11 protein-coding genes are annotated in these 19174 nt (G+C 37.8%); 4 read left to right on the top strand and 7 right to left on the bottom strand.

The window, feature by feature from the left end:
- Window positions 1–102: 102 nt before the first annotated feature.
- The 3 genes from UB32_RS17975 to UB32_RS19135 are packed head-to-tail and all read right to left on the bottom strand — an operon-like array spanning window position 103 to window position 5624.
- On the bottom strand, window positions 103–1932 hold the full coding sequence (locus UB32_RS17975) for a PD-(D/E)XK nuclease family protein (protein ID WP_044396423.1): 1830 nt from the start codon (window positions 1930–1932) through the stop codon (window positions 103–105).
- 16 nt (window positions 1933–1948) lie between these two features.
- Window positions 1949–3421: a DUF2357 domain-containing protein gene (locus UB32_RS17980; RefSeq protein ID WP_044396425.1), complete on the bottom strand. Its 1473-nt coding sequence runs from the start codon at window positions 3419–3421 to the stop codon at window positions 1949–1951.
- Window positions 3396–5624: an McrB family protein gene (locus tag UB32_RS19135; protein ID WP_052807103.1), complete on the bottom strand. Its 2229-nt coding sequence runs from the start codon at window positions 5622–5624 to the stop codon at window positions 3396–3398. Before UB32_RS19135 ends, UB32_RS17980 begins: the two co-directional genes overlap by 26 nt.
- 165 nt (window positions 5625–5789) lie before the next feature.
- Here UB32_RS19135 and UB32_RS17990 point away from each other — a divergent pair, with 165 nt between their 5' ends.
- The 3 genes from UB32_RS17990 to UB32_RS17995 all read left to right on the top strand — a co-directional run bounded on the left by UB32_RS17990 (window position 5790) and on the right by UB32_RS17995 (window position 7278).
- A complete protein-coding gene (locus tag UB32_RS17990; RefSeq protein ID WP_241768544.1) occupies window positions 5790–6515 on the top strand; it encodes a hypothetical protein in 726 nt (241 codons plus the stop codon).
- A gap of 5 nt (window positions 6516–6520) precedes the next feature.
- Complete coding sequence (locus tag UB32_RS20590) at window positions 6521–6772, top strand: hypothetical protein (protein ID WP_241768545.1); 252 nt, start codon at window positions 6521–6523, stop codon at window positions 6770–6772.
- A 92-nt stretch (window positions 6773–6864) separates the two neighbouring features.
- Window positions 6865–7278, top strand: coding sequence for a (deoxy)nucleoside triphosphate pyrophosphohydrolase (locus tag UB32_RS17995; RefSeq protein ID WP_044396427.1), 414 nt, complete (start codon window positions 6865–6867; stop codon window positions 7276–7278).
- Window positions 7279–7283: 5 nt separating this feature from the next.
- Here the strand turns inward: UB32_RS17995 and UB32_RS18000 are convergent, their stop codons facing one another.
- The 4 genes from UB32_RS18000 to UB32_RS18015 form a co-directional block, all read right to left on the bottom strand.
- A complete protein-coding gene (locus UB32_RS18000; RefSeq protein WP_044396430.1) occupies window positions 7284–10097 on the bottom strand; it encodes a DEAD/DEAH box helicase in 2814 nt (937 codons plus the stop codon).
- A 114-nt stretch (window positions 10098–10211) separates the two neighbouring features.
- On the bottom strand, window positions 10212–12644 hold the full coding sequence (locus tag UB32_RS18005; protein ID WP_044396432.1) for a DEAD/DEAH box helicase family protein: 2433 nt from the start codon (window positions 12642–12644) through the stop codon (window positions 10212–10214).
- Window positions 12637–12963, bottom strand: a complete 327-nt coding sequence (locus UB32_RS18010; protein ID WP_044396435.1) for a nucleoside triphosphate pyrophosphohydrolase — start codon at window positions 12961–12963, stop codon at window positions 12637–12639. Before UB32_RS18010 ends, UB32_RS18005 begins: the two co-directional genes overlap by 8 nt.
- Before the next feature lie 278 nt (window positions 12964–13241).
- Window positions 13242–17351, bottom strand: a complete 4110-nt coding sequence (locus tag UB32_RS18015) for a phosphodiester glycosidase family protein (RefSeq protein WP_044396437.1) — start codon at window positions 17349–17351, stop codon at window positions 13242–13244.
- Window positions 17352–17826: 475 nt separating this feature from the next.
- Between UB32_RS18015 and UB32_RS18020 the strand changes: the two genes are divergently transcribed.
- A complete protein-coding gene (locus UB32_RS18020; protein WP_044396440.1) occupies window positions 17827–19038 on the top strand; it encodes a Bcr/CflA family multidrug efflux MFS transporter in 1212 nt (403 codons plus the stop codon).
- Window positions 19039–19174: the final 136 nt, after the last annotated feature.

Consider the following 19174-nt stretch of genomic DNA (forward strand, 5'->3'; position numbering starts at 1 on the left):
TACATTTCAGTGGCCGTAATCACTCTAATGACGATTGGTAGAGAACACAAGAAGCGCAGAGTATTTCCCTGCGCTTTTGTACATTGCTGCTAATAAAGGTTTTTACATAGATTTAATTATTTCTAAGAGTTCCTGGTTTTTATCTTCTCCAAACAATCTTACCATCTCTCGATACAACTCTTCCTCATCGTTCCAATCCTCTATAAACACAGGTTTTGAAAACAATCGAGTATATCTAGATGTTGGCAATTTTGATTGAGCAGCAAAAGCAATTCCCATTTCTTCCAACTGGTTAATCAACTTAATTCTTTGATCAGCTTGCAATGGCCCTAATTCCAAAGTCAATTTTAATCGATCATCTCTTAATCGCTCAAACCAGTAAGTGAAAGTACTGTCATGCCACCACCATTTTTCTCGAGTAACCCCAAATTTTTTCTCTAATTCTCGGAACTCACTCATCAAAAAAGAGGCATTCTTGTTGCTGATTCGATAAAGTGACGGATCAATTCCCTGAATTTCAGCAAATTTCGCGAAAGGATTTGGAGGGAATTGTTCAGATGTTCTCTCGCTAATCTTCCGCTCTTCTAGTACCTCTTGTTCCAGCTTGTTTTCAATCTTCTCAACGGCTTTGGCAATTTTCCTAAGAGTACCCTTAAGATCCTCATCATGATATAAAGTTTCCATGCCAGTAACAACTTCTTGCTTGTTTGCCCAATCAATTATACTCAAAGTCTCAGTATATATTTTTGTGTATTTTTTGCCCTCTAATTTGGCTGTAGGACGAATAGAAATACCTTGAAATTCCAGTGCATGAAGCAACTTTAAACGGTTCTCATACGGGACAGGTCCTACCTCGATGGAAATTTTCAATCTTTCATTCCATGTCCTTTCGAACCATATGATCAACCCATGCCCTCTCCAGTAACCCTGTTCCGGTTCTCCTATGGTCTCGGTATAATCTAGCCATTCAGGCAAAATAAAATTTGGAACCTGAGCATGTGCTTTATAAACTTCTATAGGGAGGTCCTCGAGCTGAACAAATGATAAAAATGCTTCATGAAGGACACTACTTCCAATTTTAAAGATGTAGTCTATCGTTTGCTTTTTTTTAGCATAGATTCTCTTTAAGGCATTTTGTTGTACTATTAACAACCCGTCAATCCAATTATAAATATCACGATATCTTGGTTGTTTACGGAACTCATCATGTTGACTTAGATATAGAAAATCCACAGCAGCCTTATTTGTTTGATATACATCTTGGGCAAGTTGAATCGCTTCCTCATCTTGTACAAGTTCTTCTTTCAGTATTGCAGTATAATGCATTAAGAAATCGAAAATACTTTCTGACATAATTTCACGATTTAACTCAATATGTAAAAGAATGATATCCATTAGGTCATTATAGTCGAGCACCCAGTATTCAGGGTGAGTCGGTGCATCGCTCCTAAGGGTTAGGAAAATCGGAATAACCTTAAAATCCTTATAAACCCTTTTTGCATATTCTAAATAATCATTAAGCTGTCCCATAGATTCTGAAGCATGAAATTTATTTTCAATAACCAGAACCATCTTTTGAGAGGGAACTACAACAACAATATCAATATATCGATTGGCATGTGTCTTTACCTCGCGATAAACTTCAATATCTGAGAAAGAAGCATGCATATATGTCAGAAAGTCGATTTCAGCTAATTTATCTTCATTTTCCTGCCTAGTCACCAAACGAGAGACTACTTTCTTAATAAAAAAGTTTCCTAACTGATGATTCTCGCTCGGGTCTAATAACCAAGCAAGAACATTTGAGTGCCTAATTTCAAATTGATCGACACGTAAAACTTTTAATGGATTAAACTGATGAAACTTTTGGTGGAGCTGTGCAAACTCCTTTGAGTGATCCAATTGTGCAATGCTTTCTATCGAAAAAGACATATAAAATCCTTCCTTCCTAACTCGTAAGGTAGTCCATGCTTGTTAATACTATTTGTTTTAATTCACTATTAAGACTACCTGGCACTATCTGTATAGCACCCATTCCAAAATTCTCTCGAAACTCCACATCAAAATACCTCAGCGAATCCACTTGATCATCTGATGTAGGAGTTAAAATGTAAACTTCCTTTACTGCCTTTTCGCCAGATTCCCGATGTATGATTCCATCTCGATATTTGTGCATTTCCCCTAGTGCGGTTCCAATGTTTCCAGGTATCCTGTACTTCGGATCAAACACAATAATGCCGTCATTTCCTTCTAATACAATATCCGGAATCATTCTCTGCGTATATGTATGGAAGGTCTTAGAGTTATATTGATAGGATCGCTGAAAGTATAGAGTCATGCCGTTTAGCAATTGTAAAGAACTCTGTTTGTTTTCAGCTAAGTTCAAGAACAATCCATCTTTTGTTGTCTTAAAAAGATTGCTGGTGTCTTTAATTAAATTGGACTCTCTTAATATTTTAACCACATACATGTAACACCACATTTCATACAAGAAAAAGGTGTCCTTCAAAGCGATTGGGTAAGAAAATCCAATTCCTTCCCTTCTATGCTTGTAGAGCTTACCAAACCATTCATACCATAATCGATAAACAGGATGCTTCCTAAATGTTTGTGTTATGTTGTATGGACCTTTATTCTCGACAATTCCTGTTAAAAACGGGCTATTCATCCAGTATCGAAGAATCGATATATATCTTTTGGCTTTCATTGATACAGATTCAATTTCTGCCTCTTCATAGTTCCTTAGCAGCCTGAATAAATCTATTACTTGCTGCTTTAAAACCTGATTCTCATAAAGGTTTATCGTTTCGTATGTTTTAGACGTTTCAACATGCGTGGGAATATCTCGACCGTGCCCTTTTCTGTCCAACCAAGATAAAGTCGTCTGTTCAGCTCTCTGAACTTTTTCTCTTTTTATGATGGTAGTCTGTTTCTTTAATTTTCTGATTGGCTTGCTTTCTATCTTCGAAAATATTTGTCGAAGCTGCTGAAAATTTCGCTCAATATAACTCCATTGCGTCCAAGATAGCTCTCGACTCTTCCCGTAAGTGTTAACCTGTATTTCCAAACCAGATAACTGAAAACAAATATTGGCCTCCGCCAATATGTCTTCAATCATTAAAGTATATTGCTCTTCAGTTAGCTTACGTTGATCAGGATAAACATAAGACTCAAACTCCTGTCCATTAATTGAGATTCTTAAGCTACCACTTTGAAACGGAGTAAACATAGTTGCATTGAGAACATGCTCTTGTCTGTAAAATGGCAAAGGTACATCTTGGATAGTGACATCGATGCTATCTCCTCTATAACGGAGTTTATACTCAGCGGCTTCTGTTAAATACACATCGGTAATATGGATCCATCCTTGGTTAACATCCAATATTTCAAGGTAGTTATCTCCAGAATTGAGTGGCTCCATAATACTCCAACTCCTCTTGCATCCTTTTGACATGTTTTAGCGAGATGGAATCAGCCTCAAGGTTTTCCTTAAGCCAAACTTCCATCTTTCTTAACATTTCAGCAATCCTTTCATCACCACGAACCTTCGTTAACACCTTTTCAGAAATAACCCGATCCAAAGCTTTTAAAGACTCCATTTGATGTTCCTCAGGCAACTGATTATTAACAAACAGCTTGCGCAACATTTCCCCCATCGTCCGGTAACCAAAATGAAGTTCGTACGTTAATAACATCTGATGCAATTCCTTTAGCATGGCAAACTCTCTGCCAAGTATTTCCTTGATATCCTTGTCTGCACGATCCCAGTATGAATTAAAGTCAACATCAGACAAAGTCATGACAAATGCACGATCAAGTACTTTATCAGAAATTGAATGAGTGGTTTCATCGACATTAATCGTGCCTAGTAGATAGACATTTGGCGGAATTAATAGCTTTTTAGGGATTTCATCTATATGGTCATCTTGATGCAATGGTATTTCTTTTCTTGATTCAACCGCGCTAAGATAATCACTTAAATAGTATTCAACTCGAGCAAGATTCATTTCATCAAGTAAAATAAAATGAGGTTTCTCCCGTTCCTTCAAAGCATTTAGGATCACACTAAGAAACTCTGTTCTTACATAGCGCTTCTCAAATGAACTATAGTATCCAAATAGAGCACTGGCATCAGTCCAATCAGGTCTTACCGGAATAATCGTGAAGTACGGATTTTCATCCTCATACTCTAGACCATAGACAGCATTAGTATACAATCGGCATAATTGTGTTTTTCCGGTTCCTGAAATGCCGCTTAAAAGAACAAAATGCTTATCATCAAGGGCAGTTAAATTTAGATGCAGGTCCCGGATAATTTCTTTTGAAAAAGTGAAACTACTATTTGTTATAGTCTGATAGATTTCCTCAAACTGAAAATTCGGTTCAAGTAAATCAGTATTCTCAGTAGGTGCATCCACTAAATCCACTTCTTCGTCCTGTTCATCAGTAGGCAATTCAAGTTTTTGGCTTGCATGCGCAAATAATAAAGCAGCGTCTATGAAGTTTTTCTTAACTTGTTCATTACCTTCAACAAAAGTTTGAGTCTCATTATTAAAACTACCAACTTTATAAACATTGCTTCCTGCTTCAATTCCATGTTCGTTCAATAATTTCATTGCCTCTGCCATTACCTGATGGTTATCCAAGCTTTGTGTGGTAAATGATTTTGAAATCCGCCATTCCTTAATACCGTTACCTAAAATTTCACGAGCATTTGTAAATATATGATTATGCCCTTCTATCTGTACCATGATGGTTTGAAAAGGAGAGAACTTCTCATGAAACTCAAAATAATATAGAAAACCCTTTGTAACCATCTGATCGCTTTCATAGATATGAAACGATTGTCGCTTAGCATTTGTTTTGTATCCTTCCACAGAAGAGATATCAACTGAATATGTACTCCCTAGCAGTTCAGTTTCCTTTATATTTCTAGTTGAAGCCAGTGCCGTTAATGCATTATAAGTTTTATGCGAAATATCAATTTCTTGATGAAAATAAGTTCTATATTGCTCCAACTGATCCCACGTTTTCAGTAAGTTATCAATTAAGAACTGTTCCTCTAGGTTCCCTTCTAAAGGGAGACTCATTCCAATTTGAAACCACGGTCGTCTTCTTGGTTTAATACAATCTTTAATATACTTTACAAAGTCCTCTCTGGGGATCTTCTCTTTTTCTTTCCAACCAGTCAAAATATCGAATTCCAAGGGAATCGAGTTTAGTACACTATCTATCTTCTCATTTTTATACCAGACCCAAAACGGAATAAAGTTAATCTCATGGTGGATAAGGAGTACTTGGCTGAATCCCTTAAGTTCCAAAGTGATTAAGTTATATTCCTTATCGTTCACTTTGGTATACAACCCGACAAAGTATTTGCGGCCAATATCTGATACTTTTTTCTTCTCAGCATAAGTGGGATTTCTGGCATCGTGATAAGTTGTGGACAATGTAGTATCGTATCTACGTATATAAACATCTTCATTTAATTGAATATCTAACTTTTCTACAAAACGTTCAAACAATGGTTTAATAACCGGAGAAATTTCATCTAATGCCTTTCTGCATCGGAATTCTGTATTATCCATGGTTAAAACAGATCGAAAATGATTGAGATCAAGCATAGAAGCACCTTCTTTGTTTATTAATAACTATTAATTTAATACTACTAAAGATAGTATGGAAATAAAAGTCTGTGAATAATTATCATAAGTCAATGAATACTAATTAAATCTCAATAAGTGGTAGACTAAATATAATAGAGTTAATATTTAAAGCGAAGGTTGCTAATGTATAAAATCTCGAAATATAAAGCGGAGAGTATTGAGCCAGTGACATTCTCAGATTTAGGGATGCAAGAAAGTGATATAGAGGAATTGTTAAGGAACAATATTGAAATGATTGCTGATGAGGAAAAATCAATGCTCATTGTGGGTCAACAGGTACGAAATGTACATTATGGACGCAGTGATTTGATAGCATTTGATAACAACGGAGACATCGTTCTGATTGAAATCAAGAGAGATCGCAAAGATATAGAAAACCGAAAAGAATCTTTTGAATTCCAGGCTATACGATACGCTGCAAGCTATGCAACTATTAAAGATCCAGAAGACTTGGTAACAAAAATCTACGCTCCCTATATTGATAAACACCGTCGTGATTTCGATATCGAATCTCTAACTAGCTTCGAATTAGGCAGCAGAAAATTATCAGCGTTCCTTCAAGAACACAATGCCATAAACAGTTTTAATCAAAAACAACGGATAATCCTGGTAGCTTCAGACTTTGACGAACAAACTCTTTCAGCTGTTGCCTGGTTAAACAGTAATAATGTAGATATGAGTTGCATTAAACTAACACCATATATAATTGCCGAGGAAGTATATTTAAATGTTGAAAAAGTACTGCCACTGAACGAATACGATGATTATTTTGTGAATTTCTTAGAAAAGTCATCTCCGTTATCCAATCTAAAATTAAAAATATCTCAAGGCGAGCCTTACCTAAGATAGACTCAATGCTGGAATGGGGCGTTGTAAAAGCTGGAGAAGTAATAAAAGCCAAAGACTTTCCTGATGAAGGGGTTCTTTTAGCAAACGGTAATATCCTTGTGAATGACACAGAACAATCCATGCAAAAGTGGTTAAAAGGATTATATGGATGGTCTAGTATCCAAACGTATGTATTTGCGATTCATAAAGAATCTGGGAAAAGCCTCTCGCAGATACGCCATGAGTATATGGAGAGTATGGATGCAGGTAACATTTAACCTTCGGCTTGACCCTATCGTATTAGTAATTAGAAAAACATCCTTCTAGATGTTATTATTAGCACATTAGTATAATTTTCTTGGAGGCTCAAATGAAAAAGCTAGTTAAAGTAGTTGCAGCAATAATCGAAAACGACAAAAACGAAATTTTATGCGCGCTAAGATCACCCGAAATGGCAATTCCAAACATGTGGGAATTCCCAGGTGGAAAAGTTGAAACGGGTGAGGATTTATATTCGGCCCTTCAAAGAGAGATAGACGAAGAATTGAAATGCATGATTGAAACTAGTGATGATATCTTTAACGATACAACCCATGAATACGATACATTTATCATCAACTTGCTATCAATCAAATGTAAAATAATTTCTGGAACACCAATTCCAAGTGAGCACTCTAAGCTAATCTGGCTAAAAAGAGAGAACTTAGCCTCTCTCAAATGGGCTCCAGCTGACATTCCAGCTGTAGAACAATTAATCCACGAAAAAATAGTCTTCTCAAATTGAGAAGACTATACTTTTTTAGTGAACTCTGTATATAAAGATGAAGGAACTTCATTCTCTAATTCCATTCTTACTGTAATTGGCTTGTCCCCTTCAAACTGAACAGAATTTCCCTTGCCAATATAAATATAAGGCTCTGTCTTACCGTCGATTTCTCTATACTTTCTTATAAACAAGTGAAGGTTAACCCCTCGTTGTTTGTTATAAATAATATTCTTACCTCTTTCAGATTGTTGAGTTGTGCTATTGACAGATTGCCATTGGAATTCACTTCTACTAATGAATTTGTCTTGATAATTAATGCTCTCTTTAACATCTGCTTCTTTATGTAAATCCACAAACAAAAAGAATTCGTTGCCATTTACCAAGAGACCAGATCCTCGAAATGAGCTGTGGATTTTGCGATAGTTAGAAAGTAATGCAGCATCGATCATTTGATATTGTTCATACAGTTTGAAATGCGGCATTCCATAGTAATCGCTTCTGAATTCCTTTTCATACCTGAAAATACCGTATGAGATCACATCAACAATATATTTACGATAGTCTGCATGCTCCAATAACACTGAGAATGTTTTTGTCTTCACTAGTTTCCCATCGCTAAAATTGAACAACTTCGGTTTAGTCTTCAATTGGCCAGAATCATAATAGTTCTGATTAAGACATTCAAATGCATGGAGTATGGTATCAGGATCAACATTCTTAACCAATTTCAAAATCTGTTGCTTCGCAATCTCTACATCGATCGAGTCATGGTCTAACAAATATCGAATGATAACAAACTCATGAATTCGTTTAAGTGGCAGCTTACAAGATAACTCTTTTAATGCTCCTTCGAATGCATCGTTAAGAAGAAGCTTTTTAAGGGAATCATCTTTTTCTACTTTTGCAACAAACTGCAAATATGTTTTCTCTTTATCTATAAACTTAACCGCGTCCGGAGCACCGTCATATTTCAAAAAATCCACTAATAAATATGGAATTCGCCCTGAATTAAGCTTTTTAAATTCATTGTACTCTTCTTTTAAATACCTCATTGAATTAAAGTTTTCCCGATCAATTTGCTCTAAAATTCTCTCTTGAGATATTTTATCCATCTGAATATGTGTAGCACCAGGTATATTAGCAAAACCAGTGGTGATCGCAACCTTCAAGCTCTCTTTATCATAATATCGACTCCCATTCAGAGCTAAAGCTATAAGAAAAGTCTTGTTGTGATTTCCGATAAAATCTAGCACAGTCAAAAAAATTTTATTTCGAAACTTCCTTAGTCCTCTACCAAGTTGCTGAATAAACACAATTGGCGAGTTAGTAGGCCTTAACATTAACACTGTATTAACAGATGGAATGTCCACACCTTCATTAAAAATATCCACGCTGAAAATAAATTCTAATTCATCATGGTCATCTTCTAATTTGTTTATATAGAGCTGCCGCTTTTCAGAAGAATCGCCGCCATGTAAAATAACACTTTTATAACCTCGTTGGTTAAATTCACTAGCCATATATTGAGCATGGTCGATACTTGCACAAAACCCAAGACCTTTTCTCTTATCACCATCATGACCATAGAAGTCCATCTTCTCCACAATAAAATCGACTCGTTCATTCACTTTCAACCTTTTTGTGATTTCAGCAATATCATCGATATCAACATCACTCAAATCAACACTCTCAATATCGGTGATCCCAAAATAATGAAATGGGATGACCAGTTCATCCTCAAGAGCGTCATGTAACCTGACTTCTAAAGCTACATTATTATCAAAAATATCAAAGATATTCCGGCTATCGCTTCGTTCAGGTGTGGCCGTCATACCTAAAGTAAACTTCGGCTCAAAATAATTTAAAATGGTTTGATAAGTTGGACTAGCAGCATGATGTGCTTCATCAATTATCATATAATCAAATTCATCTTTCTCGAACTCATGAAAATACTTAGAAATCGTTTGGATAGTCGTAAAAACATAGTCTACATGTTTTTGTTTATGGTTGCCTGTTAATAGACCAAATGAATAGCCTTCATTAGGTAGAAGTAACTCAAAAGTCTCCTTGGCTTTTTTCAAAATTTCTTCTCGATGCACAACAAATAAAAGTTTACGAGGATTGAAACTTTTCACATCAAATGCAGACATATAGGTTTTCCCAGTACCTGTTGCTGCAATGACTAGTGCTTTATTTTCTCCATAACTTCGTAACCGTTCCAGATTCTCAGTTGCTCGTCTCTGCATCCGGTTTGGAACAACATATTTTCTGTCTTCATATATAATATTTTGAGCATGATTTGATTTCTTAAATCGCTCAAGAAATTCTTCATAGCGTTTAATAAAATCATGATCAGCTTCGACACTCATCTCCCATAGATTATTGTACTCTTTTATGACATCCTTGATAAAATGGGCTTCCTCTTTAGATATTATTTTGACATTCCACTCAATATTGCTTTTTAAAGCGCTCTGCGTAATATTGGAGGACCCGATTATAACCTTAAAATGATCTTTATAGTCAAAAATGTATGCTTTTGTATGAAAACCAATTTCCTTATCAGTCACAAAAACTTTTAATTCAACATTAGAAAACTCTTTTAATTTTTCTAATGCTTTGGCATCCGTAAAATTAAGATAGGTTGACGTAATAATCTTTCCTTTTGTACCCTTCTTCTCTGCTTCTTTAATAGGATCCAACAAAAGCTGCAGTCCACTGAAATTAATAAATGCAACACTAAAATAAAACCGTTCACATTCCTGTATGGATTCTACTAACTCCGTTAATAGATTACCAGCTTCGGAGTTTACGATTAATTCCTTCTCTCCTAGATCCACGCTATCACCTTAATCTTTTTCATAATTACTTATATGTAAAATCATACTATAAATGGATAAATTTAATAAGGAATTTTTGGTATTAACTTGGTCAATATAAAACAGCACTACTAATTAATGAGTGCTATTCATTGCTCTTCTTTCAAAATGTACATGCAAACGGTATTCAGTAATTTCTCTTGTCCAGTGATAAAGAATTTCTTGGTCTTCTTCTAAAACATCAAAGTTTATACTGAATTCTCCCTCTGAAAAACTGGTTAATCCAACTGCTCCACGATTCCACATTGTCATTGGCATCGTTTCAATGAGCTTACTGACAGCTTTTTCATCGTATTCCCATATTTTTTTCGATGACTTATCCGAGAAGTCGATCCTTTTTCTATATTCTGTTTCAGTCAAGTAATGATGGAAAAATGGTGCTACTTCTTTTGAAGTAATTGGTTTAAACCATTTAGTGCTACCTCGATTGAGCATAGCCAGCAGCAAAACCATTTTATAGCTTTTCGACATGCTGGTCTTTTCAACTTCTACTAGCCAATTCTCGTACCGCTCAAATACTTCTTGTTCTTGTTCACTTAACTCCTTTGCCCAATTTAAGAAACCTAAATAAGAGTTAAACTCTTGCCTATATTGAGAGGAATCAGAGTGCCCCTTTAGATGCAATTCAAGGTATGTAGGCCGTCTGCCAAGAAGATATTTAAGGTCAAAGTAGTCATCAAGCAGCTTTTCTTTACGTGGAGATCTTTTCTTAGCCATTTCTTTGAGTAGGTTGACCACCTGAACATCGAGATTCAGCTCACAATTTGAAGGAATTCTAGGTTCAATCTGCTTAGACTTGCTTTCACTACTTTTGGTATCAAATAAACTTAACTTTACATCCGCATTTCGATAATTTCCAATTAAGTCGATGATCACACAATAGTCTTTATCTGGAGCTAATCGGAGACCACGACCGATTTGTTGGGTAAATACAGTTAATGATTCTGTAGGCCTTACAAATAGAAGGGTATCTACTGCTGGAATATCAACACCCTCATTGAATAGATCGACAGTAAATATGATATCCAGTTCTCCTGCTTCAAGCATTTTTATCGCATGCGCACGACCTACTTCTTTTTGTTGTGAATGAAGGCTGACTGTTTTATACCCCTGGTTGTTAAAAAAGCTAGAAAGAAAGTTTGCCTGTCTAATGGAAGAACAAAAACCAATAGTTCTTGTCTGTTTTTTATCTTTCCAGGCTTCCAATATTTTCGAAGCCATCACTTCTTTTAACTGTATGTGAAGAAGTTCCTCCTCATCATATCGTGTTCCCAACCAGGTAATTTGGCTATAATCTGTTTCGTCGTATACTCCATAGTACTTAAATGGAGCTAGCCAATTACGATTAATCGCATCAAGGAAATCAAGACGGTATGCTACGTTCCCTTCACAAATAGCGTAAACATCTTTATTATCATTACGATCTGGAGTAGCCGTGATTCCAAGTAAGAATTCAGGTTTAAAATAGTCCAATACCCTCTGATAAGATCCAGCTGCAGCATGATGAAATTCATCCACTATAATCAAGTCAAACTCATCTGGACTAAATTTCTCAATATGAGCCTTCATACTTAAAGTATAAATGGAAGCAAAAATAGCATCTGCATCGCTATCCTTGTTCTTTCCATTATATATTCCATACTTTTTGTCGGGCATAATATTTTCGAAAGATTGCCTTGCCTGGAAAAGAATTTCTTCTCTATGGGCAATAAATAATACATTTTTATAATCCTTCGCAAAAAAACCAGCAAGATAAGTTTTTCCTAACCCTGTAGCCATTACTACCAAGGCCTTCTGATATTCTTCTTCCCTGGTCTTTTCAAGTTCCTCAAGCGCCTCCAGTTGAGCAAACCGGGGCTTTATATCTCCATATGTTGTACTTATTGGTGGATCATGGATAATTAATGGTTGGACAGGCAAATCTTTTGGAGTAGGTAACATCAAATTCAGTTCTTCTGTATTTGACCAAACCTTCGCTAAATTTGGGTTATCTTTATGGTATTGGTGATAAACTGCAGTATAGTCTTTTAATGTTTCATCATTTAATTTAACAGTTTGGTCAGCATAAAATATCTTTAGAAATTCATCTAGCGCATCGGTGAAGACTGTCTTCTCATTGCTTACTGATAGGTTCCATTCAATTCCATTGTTTAGAGCTGATTTTGATAGATTCGAAGATCCTATAAATAAGCAATCCTCAGAATCTGACTTAAACAAATAAGCCTTCGGATGAAAAGAAATTCCATTACTTTTCCAAAGACGAATTTCAATGTTCTCATCAGTCGCAAATAATTCTGCAAGACCATCAGGCTGAGTAATATATAGATAATCCCCCGTACATAATTTAATATCCGCACCGGCTTTAGCAGCATTTATCAAAGTGTCTTTTAAAAAAACAACACCAGATTTCATAACAAAAGAAGTCAGAATACATATTGTCGACGCATTCTCAATCTGACTCAATAAATGACTACCCAAGTCATTTGTAATTAATTCAATCCTACTCATCTTCAACCTCAATTAAAAAAACCTTCTCCTTAAATCCACCGCGCTTTTCAGCCTTCTGCTTTCTAACTTCTTCCACTTCTACAATAGAAGAACCATGGTATTCAGAAAGAGCGTGTATAATCTCTAACAAATCTGCAAGTTCTTCAACAGCATCTTTCTTGTTAACAGTATTAACATATTCATCTAGTTCTTCATAAGCTTTTTTCTGAAGTTGTTCTATGTATTCAGATTCCTTTAAAATCCTTGTTGAGAATTTCTTTCCTGCAAGTTCAATTATGTCTGGTATACGATCACGTACTAGTTTATTATATGTCGGCATTTTATCTCCTCCAATGTACTTTAAAAGTAACATAATCATTCCCTTATAATTATAACTTTACAGAGAAGATTTTAATAGCAAACTATGTTTTAAATCAACTAAAAACAGGGATTTGGTGAAAAGGATGTGGAGTCAACCTAATTTAGATTGCACTTGATTTCTTTACAGTTCACTTACTCGGTAACCTATCAACTTATTTCTTCATTTAATCTGATACAAAGCTGAATCATTAATTAAGGCCAGCCCCTTGACCCAAGGGCTGACCTTATCCATGGCATTTATTCTTCCAGAAAATAATCTTCATTCACAACCGTAAATTCATCAATGACTTCTCCGTCTGATGTAACTGTCGTAAAGGTGATTTTGTCTTTATCAACCTTTGCCTGCATGGATACAGCTATGTTCTCCATGTTTACATACTCAAATTTCTCATCAGCAACAGCGTCGTAGTGTTTCTTGCCGGTTGTTCCGGCTACTACATAAACCGTACCATTTGAATCCTCCTTGTCGGCCTTTAATTTTTTCGTCCTGCCGTATGAATGGTCGTGGCCAGAAAAGACGATGTCGATTCCCAGCTCATCAACGACTGGAGGCAGTTGTTCCTTCATGATGTCATTTCCGCCAAAAGGATTCGTAAAGTATGGTGGCTTGTGAGTCACAAGGATTTTCCATGGCTTGTCTGAATTTTTCACATCCTGTTTCAGCCACTCAAGCTGCTGTTCCAGCAATTCTCTTTCGCTCGTGTACCCTAACACGCTGATGTGCATGTTATTGTAATCAACTGAGTAGGTGCCGCCTCGATCGATTTCAGGTCCGTTTTCTGGTGAGTTGAAAATCTCTTTGGCAAGACTTCCATCTGCATCACCCATGTATTCATGGTTGCCTAAGGTCCCGACAAAATCGGTTGTACGGATTTTATCGTATTGGTTCAGTGAGTTCAATGCGCTATCCCACTGCCCGAACTTGCTTGATTCATCGATCAGGTCTCCAACATGAATCATGAATGATAAGTCTTTTTCATTCAGATCTCCAAGGATTTTATTAAAATCAGTCAGGTCGGAAGGAGACTGAGTATCTCCTAGGACAGCAAACTCGAAGCTTTGCTTTCTTTTCAATGTCGTGAAATCATCAAAATCTGACCAATTCTTCCCATCACCAACTCGGTAGATGTAGGCAGTTTCCTGCTGCAGTTTTTCCAGTTTTACTTCATTCACTCTGACTATTCCGTTATTCTTGATATCCTGCTCGCCTGAGAAAACCTGGGTGCTGGACGATCCATTTACCGTTTCAAGAGCCGTTACACCCTTTCTGTCATAGTCTTGTTTTCTGGCAAATTGGATCAAACTTTTCCCTTCTGTCAATGGGCTGGACATCCAGGTGAACGCCTTTTCTTTATAGGGATCGCCTGTTGGAGTGGATAGAATGTTCTTCATTTCGTCGATTGCTGCAAGTGCAGGAAAGGTTTGAGTATTCCACTTGAACGAATACTTGCCATCCTTGACGGCATAAAGGGCTACTTTCTTTATTTCGTTTGTCAGCGATTCAACTACAAGCTTTCCTTCGTGGTCTGTCTTTCCTAACAGTTCAGGCTCCTTTGCACCATCGACAAGAGCATATATTTCGATGTCTTTTTCAACTTGGTTTTGCTCATTTTTCACAGTCACGCTGAATGGCTTTCCAATTAGGATTGGTTCTCCTTCAATGGTATAAGCCCCTTCCACATTTACGCTTACAGGTTCCATTGAGTAGGTAGAAACAAAGCTTTCACCCTTTGGAGTCTGGTAGTTAAAGTCAGCTTCCAAAATTTCATAAGCTAATTTGCTGCCTTCCTTCACTGAAGCAGGAACCCTGATTTTAATGGATGCTGCTTCTGCATCGGCAGCTGCTTCACCGCTCTTGATGATGTTCATCGTCAGTAATCCTGTCTCTTCTTCATAACTGAATGTACTCGTCTTGAATGCTTCAATAAATTGTACGTCCTCTACCGGAAAATGCTTGTCTACTTGAAGCTTAATTGCAGACCCGGTTATCTCATTCGGATTTGTCACCTTGACCGCAAGCTCAAACACATCTCCGAGAAGCGCTTTTTCTTGCTTCTTCATCAAATCGATTTTTGCTGAACCAGTATTAACGATAAAATAGACCGTCTTGATTGCCTGGTTGCCAAACTGGTCAGGTACCATCAGCGTTACTTTATGCGTTCCGTCTGCCCAGTTCAGTCCGCTTAAAGATATGCTTCCGTCCATATCAAAGGAGAAATGGCCTTCGGCGCCGGCATAATTTTTGCCGTCTACAAAAACATTGATTTTTTCCCAGTCAATTCCCGTTTTAAATGGATCATCTTCATACTCATTGACTTCTGCTTTCAGGTTCACTTCACTGGTCGTAAAATTCTTGCCTTCCACGTTAATGGACTGAATCTCCGGTGGATACAGATCATCCATTTTTTCACCGTAAACGGCACGGATGTTATCAACATAGATGGAACCCTTCGTCATCGGGCCCGTAATCCCTGATTTTGTCGACATCAAGCGGATTGTCTGTGTGCCTGAAAGTTTGAATGGACCAGTAAAAGAATCAGGGATTTCAGCCTCAACATATTTCCAGCCCGTCCAGTCGATGCCTGGCTTCTCACCAGTAAAATTGAGGGCCTGGCTTTTGTTATTTCCGTCAACGATAAGCATGCGAAGCCAGTAGCCTTGAGCTTCAGGCGTCCCATAAACCCACATTCCGATTCCTGTAGGATTATCACTAATCGTTGTATTCGCACCGGGACCAGCATAAACTCCAAGTGTCGTCCCAATCGGTGAATTGGTAAAATCAAAATCCAGCTTCAATGACTGATTGCCGAACCTTACTGGGGAAGGATACTTCGAAAGGCTTACTACCCCTTTTTCACCGCGGTTTGCGGTGGCCGTCCTCCAGCTTCCAAGGTCTTTTTCGAAATCGAACACCACTTCAGGAAGCTTCCCAACTGAAACCTTCATTTCAGCAGAGAGATTCGTACCCTTGAGATGGGCTTTGATCGTCCCGATTACATTCTGCTCTCCCGTATGCAGTACGCCCGCTTCATCAATGGTTCCCATCCCTTCTGGTATTTCAAATTCAATATCATTTAAGTTCCAGTCAATTTCGCGTTTTTGAAATTTAGTGATGAGCCCCAAATTCACTTCGCTGTTTCTAGCTGCCGTCAGTTCAGCAGCTGAAAAAGACATTTCATCAGGCTGGGCAATTTCGATAATACTTGTGCCCACTTCTTTTCCATCATGCTTTAAAACAATATGAAACTGACCTGATTTTCCATTAGAAACAAACGTTCCATTCTCAAGGATCGTACCGAATGAGGGATCGGACAGCTCCCATGTTAGTCCTTCTTCAGGTAGCGGAGCTGAAGCCATTGACTGGTCCCTGCCTTTTGCGGAGAAGGCTATGGTTGATCCAGGCGTGAACGACTGGTCATATGGCTGGACATAAGCTGTTTCAATAACATGATCAGAAGGAGTATTGGAAACAATCAGCCACGAGTTGGCGACGCTTCTTTCTGCCCGATCTGATGGTTTATTGTCAACTTCAAGCCGATCTCCCCCCAACTCACGGGTTGTGAAAGTTGATGACCCGCCGCCATCCAGGTTCAGTGCACTCACCGCTCCAAGGTCAATCATCATTTGAGCCAGGTCCGGCATGGAAATCCCCGCTGAATAAGGTTCCTGCCTTCCGTCTACAACTACAAAAAACACATCTCCATCCTGTTTGATTCCGACGGCTGTCCGTGGCTCTTTATCCGCACCCGTTTGCGGAGTCTGATATACTTGTCCGTTTTTTACTAGGATTGCATTCCCGCCTAAAGCCTCTTTGATTTGGTCCTTCATTCCTTCAAATTCGCCTGGAGTTCCAATCACAGCCTCGCCTGATTTTTTAATCGCAAAGAATTCCTGTGATGACAGTGACTTGTCCTTAACGGGTTGTCCATCCTTATAGACATAGCCTGATGGTTCTCCAGTTGCCATATTGTAAAAGTCAGCATTCACTGCAGCGACCACAGTATGATTTTCCCCGGTTGCCGCTTCCGCCTGCTTTCTGACCGGCTGTAAACCGAAAGCCGTGCCATTATTAGGTGTCCCTGCCTCAATTGCAATAGTTGGATCCTGCTTGTCCACCTCAACAACAAAACTCTCAAGCTTTTGTCCTTCCTTGTTTTCAAAGCTATAATGCTTTTCCGTGACTCCAGAGGCCAGGTTGGCGTTGTACTGATTGATCGGCGTCTGAATAACCTGCGAGTTCAAATCGAAATTTCCAAGTGCAAACGTTGATGCTGGAGAAATCAACGTGCTAGCCATAAGTGCATAAACTACAGTGGCTTTGAATCCCTTTCCCCATTTTTTCTTCATCGTTCTCCTCCTCGTGAAAGATGATTTAACCGCTATGTAAGGCCTCTCTTTCCTTCTCCATCATATTTTTCATCTATTAATCTAGTATTAATTAAATATTAAGTTATTAACATAATTGGAAATGGGAGGAAAGACCTAATGAGAATTGGGAAAGAATGAATAGCCAAGTTTTTTGCTTCATTAGAGAAATTATCTATGTTTTGTCTGCGGGACCAAAATTTATAAATGCCAAACCATTGGCTCAGTGATAAAAGGAACAAAAGCTTCTATTATCACAATTGCGGTAATAAAGGATCCGTGTGGAATTCATTAAATACACATGCTCCTCGCTGGAATTTGGGAGACTATTCGTTTATTTTTCTGAACTACAAATTTAGGCTCCCGAAGCACTTTGTTGGAGTAAAGCGGGGATTTTAGGTATGATACTTAGGAACAGTTTCCTTGTTCTATTGATGTGCAGAAAGGTGAGAACAACTTGAATAAACCGGTCGGAACTAAGCGTTTACAACTTGCATTACTTTTAGGATCTCTTGGGCTCCTTGGACCCTTCACGATTGATATGTATCTACCATCATTTCCAACGATTGTTAATGACTATGGAACTACCGCATCTTTAGTTCAAATTAGTTTAACAACATGTCTTTTAGGACTAGGTTTGGGACAATTGATTATCGGTCCCATGAGTGACGTACAAGGTCGTCGAAAGCCCTTGCTTTTTTTCCTTACCTTCTATTTGATTGCTTCTATTGCCTGTGCCCTCGCCCCATCTATTTATCTTTTCATTGCAGCTCGATTCCTACAAGGATTTGCAGCAGCGGGAGGTCTCGTTATTTCCAGAGCGATTGTCCGGGATATTTATAATGGAAGGGAATTGACCAAGTTTTTTGCTTTATTAATGTTAGTTGGCAACCTTGGCCCTATTGTGGCACCGATTGTCGGCGGTGGAGTTCTTGCAGTTACGAATTGGAATGGAGTATTCTTTGTTTTAGCACTTGTCGGTCTTGTATTGGTTCTTACGGTTTCCCTCAAACTAGAAGAATCATTACCGGTGGAAAAGCGTGTTCCAAGTAACCTAACTCAAATAGTAAGTAATTTTGGATCCTTATTCAAAGACCGAGTATTCCTTGGCTATGCACTTACACAAGGGTTTATTATTGCTGGGATTTTTGCATACGTTTCAGGCATTCCTTTTGTGTACCAGAATATTTATGGCGTATCTCCTCAAGTATTTAGTTTGCTTTTTGGAGTAAATGGTCTGGCTTTAATTATCGGAACTCAGTTGGTTGGCCGTTTAACAGATATTATTCCTGAAAAAACGTTCTTGAAATTCGGTTTATTTCTTTCTACTACCGCAGGCACTTTTTTATTAGTAGCACTTCTGCTAAAAGCACCACTTCTAGCAGTGGCAATCCCAATTTTCTTTTTAGTGTCTTCCATCGGGATTATCTCAACCTCCTCCTTTGCATTAGCAATTGAGACTCAGGGCCATATTGCCGGAAGCGCCTCAGCACTATTAGGCTTGATGCCATTTGTTCTTGGTTCACTTACATCACCATTGGTTGGGTTGGCAGGTGAGTATTCAGCGATTCCGATGGCTGTTGTGATTCTATCAGCAAGCTTGCTTGCTCTCCTCTCCTATTTTATGCTAGTTCGGAGAACAACACTACATGTACAGATGGAAAAATAGTATTTGATTCAGGAAGAATGAATCACAAAGAACCAAATATTAATAACTATGAATAAACACCTCTATTTCGTATAGATTCCACTATAAGAAATAGAGGTGTTTTTGTCGTACTGTAGCTTCTGTATACAACAATGAC

The sequence above is a fragment of the Mesobacillus subterraneus genome (assembly GCF_000934845.1).
Classification (GTDB): Bacteria; Bacillota; Bacilli; order Bacillales; family Cytobacillaceae; genus Mesobacillus; species Mesobacillus stamsii.

Excerpts from the sequence above, each read along its gene's own strand:
- UB32_RS17975 (WP_044396423.1), bottom strand. The coding sequence starts at position 1,932 with ATGTCTTTTTCGATAGAAAGCATTGCACAATTGGATCACTCAAAGGAG.
- UB32_RS17980 (WP_044396425.1), bottom strand. The coding sequence starts at position 3,421 with ATGGAGCCACTCAATTCTGGAGATAACTACCTTGAAATATTGGATGTT.
- UB32_RS19135 (WP_052807103.1), bottom strand. The coding sequence starts at position 5,624 with ATGCTTGATCTCAATCATTTTCGATCTGTTTTAACCATGGATAATACA.
- UB32_RS17990 (WP_241768544.1), top strand. The coding sequence starts at position 5,790 with ATGTATAAAATCTCGAAATATAAAGCGGAGAGTATTGAGCCAGTGACA.
- UB32_RS20590 (WP_241768545.1), top strand. The coding sequence starts at position 6,521 with ATGCTGGAATGGGGCGTTGTAAAAGCTGGAGAAGTAATAAAAGCCAAA.
- UB32_RS17995 (WP_044396427.1), top strand. The coding sequence starts at position 6,865 with ATGAAAAAGCTAGTTAAAGTAGTTGCAGCAATAATCGAAAACGACAAA.
- UB32_RS18005 (WP_044396432.1), bottom strand. The coding sequence starts at position 12,644 with ATGAGTAGGATTGAATTAATTACAAATGACTTGGGTAGTCATTTATTG.
- UB32_RS18010 (WP_044396435.1), bottom strand. The coding sequence starts at position 12,963 with ATGCCGACATATAATAAACTAGTACGTGATCGTATACCAGACATAATT.
- UB32_RS18015 (WP_044396437.1), bottom strand. The coding sequence starts at position 17,351 with ATGAAGAAAAAATGGGGAAAGGGATTCAAAGCCACTGTAGTTTATGCA.